The sequence below is a fragment of the Methylobacterium sp. GC_Met_2 genome (genome assembly GCF_026540795.1).
Classification (GTDB): Bacteria; Pseudomonadota; Alphaproteobacteria; order Rhizobiales; family Beijerinckiaceae; genus Methylobacterium.
The window spans coordinates 1-15658 of record NZ_JALNUM010000136.1 but is presented as its reverse complement, the minus strand read 5'-3'; the positions used below and the strand labels follow the sequence as shown (position 1 = coordinate 15658).

General features: G+C 71.2%; 12 protein-coding genes and 1 pseudogene. 11 read left to right on the top strand and 2 right to left on the bottom strand.

Annotated elements, in window-relative coordinates; all coding sequences use genetic code 11:
• The 3 genes and pseudogenes from OXS49_RS28990 to OXS49_RS28980 form a co-directional block, all read left to right on the top strand.
• Positions 1 to 147 (top strand): annotated as a pseudogene (locus OXS49_RS28990) (NADPH-dependent FMN reductase); the annotation flags it as partial.
• The gene (locus OXS49_RS28985) at positions 144 to 1025 is read left to right on the top strand and encodes a sigma-70 family RNA polymerase sigma factor (RefSeq protein ID WP_267428132.1); all 882 of its coding nucleotides are present in this window, start codon (positions 144 to 146) and stop codon (positions 1023 to 1025) included. The pseudogene OXS49_RS28990 and the gene OXS49_RS28985, both read left to right, overlap by 4 nt.
• Positions 1026 to 1122: 97 nt before the next feature.
• A complete protein-coding gene (locus tag OXS49_RS28980) occupies positions 1123 to 1341 on the top strand; it encodes a hypothetical protein (protein WP_243999124.1) in 219 nt (72 codons plus the stop codon).
• Between the two features lie 21 nt (positions 1342 to 1362).
• Here the strand turns inward: OXS49_RS28980 and uvrB are convergent, their stop codons facing one another.
• The gene (gene uvrB, locus OXS49_RS28975) at positions 1363 to 4107 is read right to left on the bottom strand and encodes an excinuclease ABC subunit UvrB (protein WP_267428131.1); all 2745 of its coding nucleotides are present in this window, start codon (positions 4105 to 4107) and stop codon (positions 1363 to 1365) included.
• A 307-nt stretch (positions 4108 to 4414) separates the two neighbouring features.
• On the opposite strand from uvrB, the gene OXS49_RS28970 reads away from it, so the two are divergent.
• The 7 genes from OXS49_RS28970 (at position 4415) to OXS49_RS28940 (ending at position 10226) form a co-directional block, all read left to right on the top strand.
• Positions 4415 to 5032 (top strand): hypothetical protein, encoded by a 618-nt coding sequence (locus OXS49_RS28970; protein WP_243999128.1) that lies wholly within the window; start codon positions 4415 to 4417, stop codon positions 5030 to 5032.
• A complete protein-coding gene (locus OXS49_RS28965; protein WP_243999130.1) occupies positions 5019 to 5408 on the top strand; it encodes a transcriptional regulator in 390 nt (129 codons plus the stop codon). The genes OXS49_RS28970 and OXS49_RS28965 overlap by 14 nt, the downstream gene beginning before the upstream one ends.
• 77 nt (positions 5409 to 5485) lie before the next feature.
• Complete coding sequence (locus OXS49_RS28960; protein ID WP_267428130.1) at positions 5486 to 6211, top strand: di-trans,poly-cis-decaprenylcistransferase; 726 nt, start codon at positions 5486 to 5488, stop codon at positions 6209 to 6211.
• Between the two features lie 44 nt (positions 6212 to 6255).
• On the top strand, positions 6256 to 7476 hold the full coding sequence (gene coaBC, locus OXS49_RS28955) for a bifunctional phosphopantothenoylcysteine decarboxylase/phosphopantothenate--cysteine ligase CoaBC (RefSeq protein ID WP_267428129.1): 1221 nt from the start codon (positions 6256 to 6258) through the stop codon (positions 7474 to 7476).
• A gap of 292 nt (positions 7477 to 7768) precedes the next feature.
• Positions 7769 to 8185: an FKBP-type peptidyl-prolyl cis-trans isomerase gene (locus OXS49_RS28950; protein ID WP_267428128.1), complete on the top strand. Its 417-nt coding sequence runs from the start codon at positions 7769 to 7771 to the stop codon at positions 8183 to 8185.
• Positions 8186 to 8236: 51 nt separating this feature from the next.
• Positions 8237 to 9607 (top strand): Wadjet anti-phage system protein JetA family protein, encoded by a 1371-nt coding sequence (locus tag OXS49_RS28945; protein WP_267428127.1) that lies wholly within the window; start codon positions 8237 to 8239, stop codon positions 9605 to 9607.
• Positions 9600 to 10226: a DUF4194 domain-containing protein gene (locus OXS49_RS28940; RefSeq protein WP_267428126.1), complete on the top strand. Its 627-nt coding sequence runs from the start codon at positions 9600 to 9602 to the stop codon at positions 10224 to 10226. The genes OXS49_RS28945 and OXS49_RS28940 overlap by 8 nt, the downstream gene beginning before the upstream one ends.
• A gap of 9 nt (positions 10227 to 10235) precedes the next feature.
• On the opposite strand, the gene OXS49_RS28935 is transcribed toward OXS49_RS28940, so the two are convergent.
• The gene (locus OXS49_RS28935) at positions 10236 to 11912 is read right to left on the bottom strand and encodes a methyl-accepting chemotaxis protein (protein WP_267428125.1); all 1677 of its coding nucleotides are present in this window, start codon (positions 11910 to 11912) and stop codon (positions 10236 to 10238) included.
• A gap of 165 nt (positions 11913 to 12077) precedes the next feature.
• On the opposite strand from OXS49_RS28935, the gene OXS49_RS28930 reads away from it, so the two are divergent.
• On the top strand, positions 12078 to 15515 hold the full coding sequence (locus OXS49_RS28930; RefSeq protein WP_267428124.1) for an SbcC/MukB-like Walker B domain-containing protein: 3438 nt from the start codon (positions 12078 to 12080) through the stop codon (positions 15513 to 15515).
• Positions 15516 to 15658 lie beyond the last annotated feature (143 nt).

The window sequence follows — 15658 nt, the reverse complement described above, 5'->3', positions numbered from 1 at the left end:
CTCGGTGCCGCCGCGCAGTCGAACACCGATGTCGGCCCCGAGCGGGGGCCCCCGGAAGCCGACCTCGCGACCGCACGCCATCTCGGCCGGCGTGTGGCCCAGGTCACGCTTCAATGCGTGCGTGGCCGTGAGGCGATGGGCCTGTGACGGCGTCGCAGAATTCGGCGGATCCGGTGGAAGTACGCTTCTCGGATCTCCGGCCCGGCCTGGTCCGGCTCGCCTACCGCATGCTGGGCTCGACGGCCGATGCCGAGGACGTGGTGCACGACGCCTATGCGCGCTGGCTGGCCGCCGACCGCGCCGCGGTGCGCGAGCCCGCCGCGTTCCTGCGGATCATGGTCACGCGCCTCTGCCTCAACCAGCTGACATCGGCCCGCCGCCGGCGGGAGACCTATATCGGGCCCTGGCTGCCGGAGCCGATCTTCGATCCCGAGGATGGCGAGCCGCTCGACGACATCACCCTGCCGCTCATGATGGCGCTGGAGCGCCTCTCGCCCCTCGAACGGGCCGCCTTCCTCCTGCACGACGTGTTCGGGATGAGCTTTCCGGAGGTAGCCGAGGCGATCGGGCGCGAGGCCGCGGTGTGCCGGAAGCTGACCAGCCGCGCCCGCGTGCATGTCCGGGAGGCGCGGCCGCGCTTCGCGGTGGCCCGGGAGGACGGCTTCAGGATCGCCGCCGCGTTCCTCGCCGCGTCGCGCAGTGGCGACATGGCCGCACTCCGGGCGCTCCTGACTGAGGATGTGGTCGCCACGGCCGATGGCGGCGGCAAGGTCTCCGCGTCGCTGGCGCCTCTCGTCGGGCGGGAGGCGGTACTCGTTCGCCACGCTGCCATGGCGCGGGATTTCGGTCGGGACCCCTCCCGGCTCGTGCGCTACGCAACGATCGATGGATTGCCGGGCTTCGTCACCGTCGAGGCGGGCGACATCGTGCAGACCACGGCCCTGTGGCTGCGCGCCGACGCGGTCGCTGCCCTCTACGTGGTGCGCAATCCCGACAAGCTGATCCGGGTCTCCCGCCTGGGCTGATCGCTTCCGGGCGCGTCCGTCCGGCGGGAACGGTTTCGCACGGATGTCCGTTGCTGGCGCCACGGGCCGCGATAGCCCGACTTTCGCCGGAGCGACCATGCCCCGCCCCTATGAGCCGTATGCCGATGCCCTGCGCATCGCCCGCGAGATCGTCCGCGATCGGGTCGGCGCGGTTACGCGGGCGGCCGTCCAGGCGGATCCCCATGCCTATGACGAGGCCTGCAATGCCCTCGCCCTCCGGATCGCCGAAGCCCTCGTCGACGCGGGCGAAGCGGTGGCCAACCGCTATGCCGGCCGGGACAACGCGGCCGCCTGACGGCGGCTTTCCGCCCCTCGATCAGCCCCGCTTGCGCCCGCCGCCGCCCTTGTATTTCGGCTTCTGTCCGCCGAGGCCTTGCGTCGAGCGCGGCTTCGGCCGCTCCTGCCAAGCCACCGCGTTGGCCGGCAATTCCCGGTCCGTCCCCGGACCCATATTGTCCAGATCGGGCTTGGTGATGCGGCTGCCCCCCGCTCCGCGCGGGGCTTTCCGGCCGAACTTGCCCGCCTCGCGCTCCACATCCCCCTGCCGGGCCATCGGATCGTCCGAGACCAGGAGCTCGGTGGCCTGGAGCCGCTTGAGTTCGTCGCGCAGCCGAGCCGCCTCCTCGAAGTCGAGATCCGCGGCGGCCGTGCGCATCCGCTTCTCCAGATCCGCCATCACGGCCTTGAGGTTGTGGCCGATCGTGACCGCATCCTTGGCGAGCCCGGTATCGACCTGGACGTGGTCGCGCTCGAACACGCTGCTCAGGATGTCGGCGATGCCGCGCTTCACGCTTTGCGGGGTGATGCCGTGCTCTTCGTTGTAAGCGAGCTGCTTGACGCGGCGACGCTCGGTCTCGGCCATCGCCCGTTCCATCGAGCCGGTGATGTTGTCGGCGTAGAGGATGCAGCGGGCGTCGGCGTTGCGGGCGGCGCGGCCGATGGTCTGGATCAGCGAGGTCTCCGAGCGGAGGAAGCCTTCCTTGTCGGCATCCAGGATCGCCACCAGGGCGCATTCCGGGATGTCGAGGCCCTCGCGCAGCAGGTTGATGCCGATCAGCACGTCGAAGGCGCCGAGCCGCAGGTCGCGGATGATCTCGATCCGCTCCAGCGTGTCGATGTCGGAGTGCATGTAGCGCACCCGCACGCCGTTCTCGTGCAGGTACTCTGTCAGATCCTCGGCCATGCGCTTGGTCAGCGTCGTGACCAGCGTCCGGTAGCCGGCCTGGGCGACCTCGCGCACCTCGCCCAGCAGGTCATCGACCTGCGAGCGGGCCGGGCGGATCTCGATCACCGGGTCGACGAGACCGGTCGGGCGGATCACCTGCTCGGCGAAGACGCCCCCGGTCTGCTCCATCTCCCACTTGCCGGGTGTCGCCGAGACGTGGACGGTCATCGGCCGCATCGCGTCCCATTCCTCGAAGCGGAGCGGGCGGTTGTCGAGACAGGAGGGCAGCCGGAAGCCGTATTCGGCGAGCGTCGCCTTGCGGCGGAAGTCGCCCCGGTACATGCCGCCGATCTGCGGCACGGTGACGTGGCTCTCGTCGGTGAAGACCAGGGCGTTGTCGGGCAGGTACTCGAACAGCGTCGGCGGCGGCTCGCCGGGCTTACGGCCGGTGAGATACCGCGAATAATTCTCGATGCCGTTGCAGGCGCCGGTGGCCTCGATCATCTCGATGTCGAAGGTGCAGCGCTGGTCGATGCGCTGCGCCTCGATGAGCCGGCCCATCTTGGTCAGCTCCTCGATCCGGCCGTTCAGCTCGTTCTTGATGCCCTTGATCGCCTGCTGCAGCGTCGGGCGCGGCGTGACGTAGTGCGAATTCGCGTAGACCTTCACGAACTTCAGCTCGGAGAGGGTCTTACCGGTCAGCGGGTCGAACTCGACGATGCTCTCGATCTCGTCGCCGAACAGACCGATGCGCCAGCCGCGATCCTCCAGGTGGGCCGGCCACAGCTCGATCGAATCGCCCCGCACCCGGAAGGTGCCGCGGGCGAAATCCGACTGGATCCGCTTGTACTGCAGGGCCACGAGGTCGGCGATGAGTTGCCGCTGCTCGATCCTTTCGCCGAGGGACACGGTGAACGACATCGCCGTGTAGGTCTCGACCGAGCCGATGCCGTAGATGCACGAGACCGAGGCGACGATGATCACGTCGTCGCGCTCCAGCAGGGCGCGGGTCGCGGAGTGGCGCATCCGGTCGATCTGCTCGTTGATCGAGGATTCCTTCTCGATGAACGTGTCCGAGCGCGGCACGTAGGCCTCGGGCTGGTAGTAATCGTAATAGGAGACAAAATACTCCACGGCGTTATCGGGGAAGAACGACTTGAACTCCCCGTAGAGCTGCGCCGCCAGCGTCTTGTTGGGCGCCAGGATCAGGGCGGGGCGCTGGGTCTCCTCGATGATCTTGGCCATCGTGAAGGTCTTGCCCGAGCCGGTGACGCCGAGCAGCACCTGATCGCGCTCATGGGCCTGAACGCCGGAGACCAGTTCGGCGATGGCCCTGGGCTGGTCGCCGGCCGGCGTGAACTCGGATTTCAGCGTGAATCTGAGGCCGCCCTCGGATTTCTGGGGCCGCTCCGGCCGGTGCGGCACCCAGGTCTGGCCGTCCTTGAACAGCGGGTTGCCCTCGATGAGCAGCCGTTCCAGGGCCGAGACCGTCGCCGAGGCGCCGCAATCGCCGCCGGGATCGGGCAGGTCGGCGCCCTCCGGCACCGGTCCGTCCTCGGGCGGGGTCAGTCCGAGGGCTTGCGCCAGGCGCGGGTCGACATCCGCGGCATCGCCCAGCGCGTAGCCGGCCTGCGGTGCCTCCGCGAAGCCGTCGCGGGCGATCTCCGCCCGGCGCGTGGCGGCTTGCGGAGTCCCGCCCTTGCCGCCGCGCCCCTTGGGCTTGCCCGGGCGGGCGGGCGGCTCGGGCGGCGCCTCGATCGGCGCCGGCCTGTTGCGGTTGAGCGCCGGGTTCAGCAACGCGGCGAGATAGGTATCGAGCGGCTTCAGCTCGGGCTTCGACGCCTTGGCGGACGTGGTCGACACGGACGCGGCGCGCGATTTCTTCGGAGCGGGCATAGGCTCAATATGGGCCGAGCGGCCGCCGCGCGGAAGCCTGTCGGCCGGAGAGTTTTGCCGCGCCGCGCCCGATCGGCCGGCGCCCGGAGGAGGCCGTCCGATTCCCGGTGCGCTGCCGTTCATCCCGAGAGATCATCGGAATACAACCGTTAGGTAGTTTTCGCGTTATTTTCGGCTCGTTTCGCCGATCTCATGTCTGGAAAACCGGCTTTCGAGCCGGCCGAATTGGCTTGCGACGGATTGCAAGGGCCGTTACTTTGCGGCGCAAAGCACGATCAAGAACGATGCAGCCCGGGGCGTGAGGCGGATGCAGGACCTGGACAAGGCCTTGGCCGACATCGTGGCGATCCGCTCGCAGATCGCCCGCGATACGGCGTTTCGCGGCGTGGGGGCGGCGACGATCGCCGGTACCGGCGGCCTCGCTCTGGCCTGTGCGGCGGGCCAGGCCCTGTGGCTCGGCGACCCGGCGGTCCGGGCCGGCCTGTTCTTCGGCCTCTGGGTCGCAGCCGCTCTGGCCGCCTTCGCGATGATCGGCATCGAGGCGGTGCGGCGAACGCGCCGCCTGCATTCCGGCCTCGCCGACGCCATGGTGTGGAACGCCATCGAGGTCTTCCTGCCGGCGGCCGGCGCGGGGGCCTGCCTCGCCCTGGTGATCGCCCGGTTCGCGCCTCAGGAGGTCTGGATGCTGCCCGGCCTCTGGCAGGTTCTGGTCGGCCTCGGCCTGTTTGCCTCCGCGCGCATCCTGCCGCGGGGCGTCCAGGGCGTGGGCGCGTGGTACCTGCTCGCCGGGCTCGGCGTGCTGGCCTTCTCGGCGGAGACGCGCGTCCTCTCGCCCTGGGCCATGGGCCTGCCCTTCCTGGTCGGTCAGATCTGGCTGGCTGCGGTCATTCATCACGGCGCCCGGGCCTACGATGATGGCCTCTGATCGCGACGTGGGCCGCTTCTCCTACGAGGGGCTCGACCGGATCATCCACGAGCGGGCGCGGCTCTCCGTGCTGACCTCCCTGGTGGCCCACCCCAAGGGGCTCCCCTTCCCCGATCTGAAGCGGCTGTGCGGCTTGACCGACGGCAACCTGAGCCGGCACCTCGCGGTTCTGAGCGAGGCCGACTTCGTGACGCTTCAGAAGGGGTTGTCGCAGAACCGCCCGCAGACGGTGTGCCGGCTGACCGCGAACGGACGGCAGCGCTTCATCGGTTATCTCGGCGTCTTGGAACAGGTCGTCCGCGACGCTGCGGAAGCCGCCGAGCCCGGCCCTGAATCGGGCCGCCGCGGCCTCGATCCGGCCACGAAACCGGCGTGAGACCATTACACTGTTCCAAGACTGTTAATGTCGCTCCAATAAACTTCACCGATACGCTCTGTCCTGGAGACTTTACGATGCAAAGTGAGGCGGCGCCGAAGGCCCTGCACGCCGCGATCATCATGGACGGCAATGGGCGCTGGGCGACGCAGCGCGGCCTGCCCCGGCTCGCCGGCCATCACCGCGGCGTCGAGGCGATCCGGCGGACCGCCGAGGCCTGTCCGGATCTCGGGATCGGCACGCTGACCCTCTACGCCTTCTCGGCCGACAACTGGCAGCGCCCGGCCGAGGAGGTCGGCGGTCTGATGCGGCTCCTCCGCTCCTACCTGCGCAACGAGACCCAGAGGCTGGCCCGCACCGGCACACGGCTCAGCGTCGTGGGCCGCCGCGATCGGCTCCCGGCGGGCATCCCGGAGGCGATCATGGCCGCGGAGACCGCCACCGAAGCCGGGCGCCGCCTGCACCTGCGGATCTGTGTCGACTATTCCGCCCGCGACGCGATCATCGCCGCGGCGCAGCACATCCAGGCGCAGGAGGCGGTGACACGCGAGGATTTCGGCGCGCTGGTGGCGGGCCCGATGCACGGATCGCCGGTCGAGGTCGATCTGCTGATCCGGACCGGGGGCGAGCAGCGCCTGTCCGACTTCCTGCTCTGGGAGGCGGCCTATGCGGAGCTGCACTTCACCGAGCGGATGTGGCCGGACTACGGCCCCGAGGACCTCGCCGCCGCGATGGCGGAATTCCGGAGCCGGGAGCGCCGGTTCGGTGGGCTGAAGACGGCGGCCGTCCCCGCGGCGGCCTGAGCGGCGCTTGACGCGCGGGTAACGTCGCGCAGAGGGTTTCCGCCATGAACGAGACCCTCGCCGACCGTCGCGTCCTCCTCGTCATCGGCGGGGGTATCGCGGCCTACAAGGCCCTCGACCTGATCCGGCGCCTGCGCGAGCGGGGCGCCAGCGTCTGCCCGGTCCTGACCAAAGGGGCGCAGGAATTCGTGACGCCGCTGGCCGCCGCGGCTTTGGCCGGCGAGCGCGCCCATACCGACCTGTTCGACCGCGCCAGCGAGGCCGAGATCGGCCACATCAAGCTCGCCCGGCAGGCCGATGCCGTGGTGGTGGCGCCCGCCACCGCCAATCTGATGGCCCGGATGGCGGGCGGTCACGCGGCCGACCTCGCGACGACCATCCTGCTGGCCACGACCCTGCCGATCCTGATCGCGCCGGCCATGAACGTGCAGATGTGGGCGCATCCGGCGACCCGCCGCAACCGCGCGACCCTGGAGTGCGACGGCGTCCATATCGTCGGCCCCAATGCCGGCCGGATGGCGGAGGCCGAGACCGGCCCCGGCCGTATGGCCGAGCCCCATGAGATCGCCGATGCTTTGGAGGCGATGCTGGGCGTGGGCCTCGCCCGCCCCCTCGCGGGCCGGCGGGTGCTGGTGACCTCCGGCCCGACCCATGAGCCGATCGACCCGGTGCGCTACATCGCCAACCGCTCCTCCGGCCGCCAGGGCCACGCCATCGCGGAAGCTGCCGCGCGGGCCGGTGCTTCCGTGACGCTGGTCTCAGGGCCGGTGGCGATCCCCGATCCGCCGGGCGTCGCGGTCATTCGGGTGGAGACCGCCCGGCAGATGCTGGACGCCGTCGAGGCGGCGCTGCCGGCCGATCTCGCGATCTTCGCCGCCGCGGTGGCGGATTGGCGCCCGGCGCGGGAGGCTGGCACGAAGAAGATCAAGAAGGACGGCACCGGCCACGCGCCGATGCCGCTCGCCGAGAATCCCGACATCCTCGCCACGATCGCGCACCGGTCCACGGGGCGCCCGCCCCTGGTGGTCGGCTTCGCGGCGGAGACCGACGCGGTGCTGGACCATGCCCGGGCCAAGATCGCCCGCAAGGGCTGCGACCTGATCGTGGCCAACGACGTCTCGGCGGCGGGCGGTGTGATGGGCGGGTCCGACAACACGGTCCACCTGATCCACCGGGACGGCGCGATGGAGACCTGGCCGCGCCTCGGCAAGGGCGAAGTCGCCAGGAGGCTGGTGGTTTATCTCGCTGGAATGTTGGGTGGGTGAGGCCATCCCTCCAAAGCTGAAGCCTCTGAGACCAAAGTACTTTTCCCCTCCCCCTTGTGGGGAGGGGTCAGGAGTGGGGGTGGTTCAGGATGGAGCGTGACGGTGCCTTCTGCACCACCTCCGGCTCCTCCCCGCAAAGGGTAGGAGAGCGCCGCAGCCAGCAGTTTGTGAGCATGACAGCCTGAAGACGCGGTCCGCGCCTCGCGAGCCCCAACCCTGGCCTCAACCTTTGCGAGTCGCTAGAAGGCGCGGCGACGGCCGGCGCGCATGGCGCCGGCTCCAGGGAGAAACCATGCCTCGCCTGACCCTGATCGCCGGAGCCGCGTTGATCGCCATGAGCACAGCTGCAACTGCCGAGACCGTTACCCTGCCCTCCGGGCTGAAGTACCAGGACGAGGTCGTCGGGACCGGGCCTGAGCCGAAGGCCGGCCAGCAGGTCACCGTCCAGTACACCGGCTGGCTCGACGAGGGCGGCAAGCAGGGCAAGAAATTCGACTCCTCCCGCGACCGCAACCAGCCCTTCTCGTTCCCCCTCGGCGCCGGCCAGGTGATCAAGGGCTGGGACGAGGGCGTCGCCACCATGAAGACCGGCGGCAAGCGCACCCTGATCATCCCGCCGGAACTCGGCTACGGCGCTCGGGGCGCCGGCGGCGTCATCCCGCCGAACGCCACGCTGATCTTCGACGTCGAACTCCTCGGCGCGAAGTAACGGCACGGCTGCGTAACGGCGCGGCTGCGCGACGGCGAGAGTCCCAAAAGAATGCTGTTCGCGCAGCTGCCCGACGAGCTGTTCAAGCCGCTGGCCGCCCCGAGCCGCGGCTTCAACGCGGCCCTGCTGCTGCACCTGCACCGGCGCGTCCTCGGGGCCGAGCCGGTGCGCAAGGCCGAATTGCTCGCCGAGATCGGCGACTTCGCCGCGGGCTGGAGCGATCCGGAGGTCAGCGGCGACGAGCCGATTTCGGCCGACCCCACGGAGCGCCGCACCGCCCTTTACCGCCGCCTGCTCGATACCGGCTGGCTGATCGAGCGCCGCGAGCGCTACGTGCCGGTGGTGGAGTTCGACCCCGAGGCGCGGCTCCTGCTGGAGGAACTGTCCCGGCTCGAACGGGGCGAGACCCGCTCGTATGGCGGTGCCGTGCTGGAGGTGTTGGGCGGGCTGGAGAGCGCCCTGTCGGATCCCGGCAGCCGCTCGGAGGCCTTGTCGAACGCCGCCCGGGCGTCCGCCGCCTTCCTGGCCCACGTGCGCGGCCTCGCCGCCGGGATGCGCAAGGTCGAGGAGCGCATCCTGCGCGAGCCCGACCGGGCCAAGACCTTCCGGCTGTTCTTCGAGGATTTCGTCGAGCGCCACCTGATCAGCGACTACCGGACGCTGCACACCCGCTTCAACCCGTTCCGGTTCCGCGCCAGCGTGGTGCGCGAGGCCGGCCGGGCGCTCCGCGACGCCCTTACGGTGCGGGCGCTGGCCGAGGGCTTGATCCGCGAGGGCCGCAGCCCCGATCTCGACGCGGCCCAGCGGGCGGTGCGGGCCGACCTCGCCCAGATCCTGTCGGTGTTCGAGGGGCTCGACAACCACCTCGACGCGGTCGATGCCGTGGTGGCGCGGCTGGAGCGCCGGATCGCCGCGGCGCTCCACGTCATGGATCGGCCGGACCCCGGCGGCGTCGACCGCGCCGCCGCCATGCTCCGGGCCATCGGCGGCGCCGAGATCGCCCCCGACGTGCCGGCCGACGTGTCGCTGCTGCGCCCGCCGATCGGCCACGCGCATCTGCAGACGCCCCGCGCCCGCAAACTCGCCATCGACATGGAGCCCCTGCCCGACATCGAGGACGATCCCGTGATCGATGCGTTCGCGGCCGCGAAGGCGGAGTTCCACCGCCGCACCACGGTGACGCCCGAGGGCATGACCGCCTTCGTGGAAGCCCGGCTCGGCCAGGCGATCCGGCTGCGCGGCTCCGAGATCGCGATCAAGGACGTCGATGACTTCATCGTGTTCCAGCGCCTGCGCGAGATCGACGTGCTGTTCGATGCACGCCTGGGCGAGCGCTACGCCGTCAGCCGCCTGCCCGAGCGCGTGGCCAACGGCTGGCTCGACTGCCCGGATTTCCTGCTGGAGCGCCGCCCCGGTGCTTGAGGGGTTCCGCGCCATCATCGACGGCGACGAGCCGGCGCCGCCGGGCGCCCGGGCGCCGGATGCCGAGGAGCTGAGCCGGGCCCTGCAGGTGTTGCTGAAGGGGCAGGTGATCTACGCCGACACCCCGAATATCGGACGCTCCTACGAGCTCGCCCGGCACTACGCGCCGTTCTTCACCGACTACTTCGCTTGCCTGGGCTACGCGCTGACGGTCTCGCACCGCGACCAGATGGTGTCGCTGAGCCCGGCCGCCGACGCGCCGCGGCACGACATCATGTCGGAGCGCCTGCGCAAGGACGAGACCCTGGTGCTGCTCGCCCTGCGGCTGCTCTACGAGGAGGGCCTGCGCGACCACCGCGTCGGCACGGACGGGATCGTCGAATGCACCACCGACGAGATCGTGGAAAAAATCCGGACGGTGGCGCGCAACGAGCCCCCCGAGGAGGGTCGGCTCGCCGACATCCTGCGGCTCTACGCGCGCCGCGGCGGCCTGCGGCTCGGCGAGCGCGACCGGGTCGAGCGGGTGACGCCGCTCGCGCTCCTGCCGGGCGTGGCGGTGCTGGCCTCGGACGCGTGGCTGGAGCGCCTGCGAGCTTGGACGGAGGCCGGGGAGGTCTGAGCCACCCGATCAGGCCGCCCGAACGGTCGCAAGGAAATGCTCGACCTCGGACCCGAGCCGGGCGGTCTGCTCGGCCATCGCGGAGGCCGCGCTCAGTACCTCCCCGGCCGCCGCGCCGGTCTCGTCGGCCGCGCCGGCGACCTCCGTGATGTTGGCCGTGACGGTGTCGGTCCCGGACGCCGCCTGGGTGACGTTGCGGACGATCTCCTGCGTGGCCGCCCCCTGCTGCGCCACCGCGCTGGCGATGGTCGCCGCAGTGGCGTCGATCTCGCGGATCCGCCCCGCGATCCCGCCGATGGCGCGGACGGCGTGGTCGGTCGAACCCTGCATCTGGCCGATCTGCCGGCTGATCTCGCCGGTGGCCTTTGCGGTCTGTTCGGCGAGTTGCTTCACCTCGGCGGCGACCACTGCAAAACCCTTGCCGGCATCGCCGGCCCGGGCCGCCTCGATGGTGGCGTTCAGAGCCAGCAGGTTGGTCTGGCCGGCGATCTCCGCGATCAGCGTCACCACCTCCCGGATCGTCCGGGCGCCGGTGCTCAGCTCCTGGACCAAGCCGGTGGTCGTGGCCGCCTCGCGGGCAGCGACCTGCGCCAGATCCGCCGACGCCACCACCTGACGGCCGATCTCGTCCACCGAGGATCCGAGTTCCTCGGCCGCCGCCGCCACGGTGTTGACGTTGGCGGCGGCCTCCGCGGCGGCGATGCGCGCATCGCCGGAGCGGTCGGCCGTCCGGGTCGCCGTCGCGGTAAGGGCCTGGGCCGTCGCCTGAAGCTGCGTCGCCGCGGCCGCGACCGTGCGGACGATGCCGCCGATGGCGGTCTCGAAGCGCTCCGCGAGGTCGCGCATTCCTTGGCGGCGCTGACTCTCGGACTCCGCGCGCGCCCGGTTCGTCTCGGCCTCCAGGGCGCGGGTCTGGAACAGGTTCTGCCGGAACACCTGCACGGCCGCCGACATGGCCCCGATCTCGTCCCGCCGCCCTGCATAGGGCACCGCCGAGTCCGTATCGCCACTCGCAAGCCGGCGCATGGCGTCGGTCATCACGGTGATCGGGCGCGAGACCCCGAGCAGCGCGTAGAGCATCGCGCCCAGGGCGACCACCAGCGTGGCGGCCAGGATGGCGATGGTCGAGGACACGGCGCGCGCCTGACTCGCCCGGGCGGTTCGGCCGGACTCCTCGACGGTTCTGACATGCCGCTCCACCAGCGCACGCGCCGCCTTCGACGCGTCCTGGTAATGGGCGTTCATGGCGCCCCGGTAATAGGACATCGCCGCCTCGCGCTGGCTGAGGCTCATCCCGCGCAACCGATCCCAATCGTAGGTCTGGGTCTTCAGCTTGGCGATCAGCGTCTCGAAGAGCGCCTGCTCGTCCGGAGCGACGATCCGGGCCTTGTAGGCCTCGACCCGCGCGGCCCGATCCTTCAGCATGTCTTCCACCGCTGCGCGGCCCGCATCGCGCTCGGCCTCCGTGTCCGCCGTGGCGACCCGCACCTGCAGCAGACGCGCTTTGACAGTCAGCGCGCTGAGGGTTTCCGCCGCATCCAAGGATGGCATCGCCCGGTCGAGCAGTTCGGTCAATTGATGATCGACGGATTTCATCCGAACGATCGTCATTCCGCCTTGTATCCCGGCTGCGATAAGCAGAAACAGGAACAGGCTGCTGAGTTTTGTTTTGATGTTCGCGGACATGTTCTTGTCAGATCTCTAGCCTTCGGCAACGATACCGGGGGTGTTGGCCGGAGCAAGCTGGCGGTTCGCGCAGAACTTGAGGCGCCGCAGCCTCTGTCACCGGCTTGCATACGCGGCCGAGTCCGGCCAACTGAACCGATCGTTCTCCGCCCCGGCCCCGACATCGTGTACGTCCTCACCGATATCGCCATCGCGAACTGGTATCTGATCCGCCGTGAGCAGATCCGGCTGCGGGGCGCGGCCGCCTTGGTCGGGCCGACCGGGGCCGGCAAGTCGACGATCTTCGACGCGGTCGGCACGGTGCTGGCCGGCAACAATGCCAGCCGCCTCGCGCTGAACGCCTCCGCGTCCGGCCGCAGCGCGCGCACGGTGCGCGACTATTGCCTGGGCTGGATCAGCGACCCCGCGGAGGGCGGCCGCCCGACCCGGGAATCCTGCGAGACTGTCCTGGCCCTGGTGTTCGAGAACCCGGCCTCGGGGCGGATCGTCACGGTCGGGCTGGCGCTCGCGGCCCGGGCGGTCGAGCCGAAGGAGACCGTGCTGTCGCGCTTCATCGCGGTCGGGCACCGGTTCGAGATCGCCGATTACGCCCGCACCGCCCCCGGCGGCACCTACACGGCCCCCTGGAGCGAGATCGCCGGGGACCTGCGGGCGCGGGCGTCGAGCTTCACCGAGTACCGGACCTCCGGCGAGCGCTTCACGGCCGATGTGCTGGCCACCCTGCGCGAGGGCGCGCCAGCGCCGGAGCCGCGCCACTTCCTGCGCAGCTTCGCCAACGCGGTGGCGTTCAAGCCGATCTTCGACACCAGCGCCTTCGTGCGCGCCTTCGTGCTGGAGCCGGAGCCGCTCGACGTGGACCGCGTCCGCCAGTCCGTCGCCAACTGGCGCCGGCTGCTGGAGACCATCGGCGAGCTGGAGAGCCGGCTCGCGCGCCTGCGGCGCCTGCGCGACCGCTACGAGGCCTGGAGCGAGGCCATCCTCGATACGGCAAGCCATGAGCTGCGGGCGGCCTCCGCCGAATTGCGCCGCCGCAGCCTCGACCTCGTCGCGGTCCGGCTGCGCCTGCGCGAGGGGGCCGAGGCCCTGCGCATCGCCCGGGAGCGCGTGGCGGCGAGCCGCGGCTTCGTGCGCGACATCGACGGGGAGATCGCCGAGAAGAAGGCGCTCGCCGCCGCGGGCGCCGCCGAGGGACGGCTCGCCGCCTCGACGCTCGGCCTCTCCATGCTGGAGCGCGACCGGAAGGAGCTGGCGGGCCGGATCGCCGACCTCGTCGCGCTCATTGGCCAGATGGGCAAGCTCCAGCCCGTCGCCCCGATCCTGCGCCAGGGCTGTCCGCAGGCGGCGCGGCTCGCCGAATCCTGCGCCCGGGCCGGGCTGCGCCGGGAATCGCCGCCGGAAGAGATCCTGCGCCCCGAAGGCCCTCTGGCCGAGCTGATCGACGGGCTGGCGCGGCTGCCCGAGTTCGACGAAGCCCTGGAGCGGGCCGCCGAGGATGCGGCGCTCAAGGCCCGCGCCCAGGAGAGCGAGGCCGAGCGCACCGCGCCCCGCACCGGCGCCGGCCCGGCGGCGCGCCTGTCCTCCGACACGGTGGCGTTCCGCGGCGAGCTGGAGCGGCGCGGTATCGACGCCCTGCCGATCTGCGAACTCGCCGAGATCGTCGATCCGACCTGGGGGCCGGCCCTTGAAGGGCTGCTCGGGCGCGCCCGGGAGGCCCTGGTGGTGGCACCCGACCGGCTCCACGAGGCTTTGGGCGTGCTCCAGGGGGGGCGCGACCGGTTCCACCGCTGCATCCTGGTCAAGACCACCGACACCGCCAAGCAGCGCGCCCGCCGCTACGACGATGGCCCGCTGACGGTGATCGAGACCCGCGATCCGCACGCGGAGGCGTTCCTGGGGGTGCGGCTCGGCGGCTACGATCTCGCGAAGGATGACGCCGAACTCGCCCGCCTCGCCCGGGCCGTCGCGCCGAGCGGGCGGACCACCGCCGGCATGGCGTATTCGGTGACACGGAGTGTCGATCTGCTCATGACGCGTGGCCATCGTGGGCCGACCGTCGACAGCCGCCGGGTTCATGAGGCCGCGGTCGTGGAAGCGCGACGCCTGCGCGGCGAGGCGGCGGTCTTGCGCGAGGCCGCCCGCACCGCTGCGGCGATCCGGGCCCGCGTCGTTCGAGGCCTCGACGATATCGACACGCTGCGCGCCGAGCTCGACGGTCTCGACGGCCGGCGGCGCACCCTCCAGACCGAGCGCGAGGGGATCGAGAAGCGCGACACCGCCGGGCTCGCCGCCGAAATCGCCGCGCTGACCACGGAGCGCGTCGCCTATCTGCGCGAGCTGTCGGAGGAGCTGGAGCCGAAGCTCGACCGCCTGCTCGCCGACGAGGCTGCGCTCCGCGCCCGGCTGGTGACCATGCGCGAGGCCGCCCGCGCAGCCCTGTCGGCGCGGCGCGCAGCCCTGCGCCAAGTCATGGGCGGCGACGCCGCCCGGGTCCGCCTCGCCCGCTCGGAGGTGTTCGATCTGCGCGTGATCGCGGAGGCCCGGGGCGCGCTGGCGGGTCTCGACGCCAAGGCCGCCGGGTCCCGGGCCACCACCGAGCGCGGGCTCGCCAAGGAGGCCGCCGAGGCGGCCCGCTCCCACGGGCGGGTCGCCGAGCGGGAGCTGGCCGAGGCCTGCGCGGCGTGGCGGGTCGGGAATCCCCTGAACCAGGGCGATGCGCCGGCGATCGACGGGTTCGCCTGGGTCAGGCGCGAATACGACGCCGTCGAGGGCCACGAGTTGCGGCGCTACCGGGCCCAGGCCGAGCGGGCCGAGGTCGAGATGCGCCGCCTGATGACCGAGGATCTGCTGACGCGCCTCGCCGACCGGTTCGAGCGGGTCCATGCCCGGCTGGAGGCGCTGAACGAGCGGCTCTCGGCCCGCAGCTTCACCGGCCAGACCTACGCGTTCGAGGCGGCGGTGGACCGCCGCTACGCCGCCGTCCACGCGCTCGCCACCGAGACCGCACGCTCTCCCGAGGCCGCGCAGGCGCTGCTCGACGGCGCCACCGAGGGCCCGATGGCGTCGGCGCTCGCCGAAATCACCGCGCTCATCGCCGGCGAGGAGGATGCGGCCCGGCTGGCGGATTACCGCAACTACTTCGTGTACGAGATCGGCATGCGCGACCGGGCGGGCAACCGCACCACCATGTCGGCCCGGGCGCTGCGCGGCTCGGGCGGCGAGGCGCAGGCACCGTTCTACGTGGCGATCGCGGCCTCGCTGGCCAGCGCCTACTATCCGGGCGACCGGCCTGGGGACGAAAATCCGGGGCTCGGCCTGTGCCTGCTCGACGAGGCCTTCTCGAAGCTCGACGTGCGCAACAGCCAGGCGCTGGTCGATCTCTATCGGGCCTGGGGCCTTCAGCTCCTGATCGCCGCGCCCGAGGACAAGCGCACGACGCTCACCGAGGTGATGGACACCATCGTCACCGTCTACAAGAGCCCGGACCTGACCTCCGTCCGGATCGAGGCCGAGCATCCGCTGGAGGCGGCCCGGCGGGCGCTGCACGCGATCAATCCCGATCAGATCGGGATCGCGGGGTTTCGGCAGGCGGACGCGGCGGAGTGAGCCTGCGGGGTGCCTATCCGTTCAATGACTGAGTAGAATTGGCGGTCAGGCTGAACGCGCGTTCTCCCTCCCCCCCGCAGAGAGCTACGATATTCACAGATCGCGGTTCGATGCGTTCGACGGCTGCAGAACAATCCGGGTCG

What these genes read in the sequence shown, in the direction of transcription:
- OXS49_RS28980 (WP_243999124.1), top strand. Translation starts at nt 1,123, where the DNA reads ATGCCCCGCCCCTATGAGCCGTATGCCGATGCCCTGCGCATCGCCCGC.
- uvrB (WP_267428131.1), bottom strand. Translation starts at nt 4,107, where the DNA reads ATGCCCGCTCCGAAGAAATCGCGCGCCGCGTCCGTGTCGACCACGTCC.
- OXS49_RS28970 (WP_243999128.1), top strand. Translation starts at nt 4,415, where the DNA reads ATGCAGGACCTGGACAAGGCCTTGGCCGACATCGTGGCGATCCGCTCG.
- OXS49_RS28965 (WP_243999130.1), top strand. Translation starts at nt 5,019, where the DNA reads ATGATGGCCTCTGATCGCGACGTGGGCCGCTTCTCCTACGAGGGGCTC.
- OXS49_RS28960 (WP_267428130.1), top strand. Translation starts at nt 5,486, where the DNA reads ATGCAAAGTGAGGCGGCGCCGAAGGCCCTGCACGCCGCGATCATCATG.
- coaBC (WP_267428129.1), top strand. Translation starts at nt 6,256, where the DNA reads ATGAACGAGACCCTCGCCGACCGTCGCGTCCTCCTCGTCATCGGCGGG.
- OXS49_RS28950 (WP_267428128.1), top strand. Translation starts at nt 7,769, where the DNA reads ATGCCTCGCCTGACCCTGATCGCCGGAGCCGCGTTGATCGCCATGAGC.
- OXS49_RS28945 (WP_267428127.1), top strand. Translation starts at nt 8,237, where the DNA reads ATGCTGTTCGCGCAGCTGCCCGACGAGCTGTTCAAGCCGCTGGCCGCC.
- OXS49_RS28935 (WP_267428125.1), bottom strand. Translation starts at nt 11,912, where the DNA reads ATGTCCGCGAACATCAAAACAAAACTCAGCAGCCTGTTCCTGTTTCTG.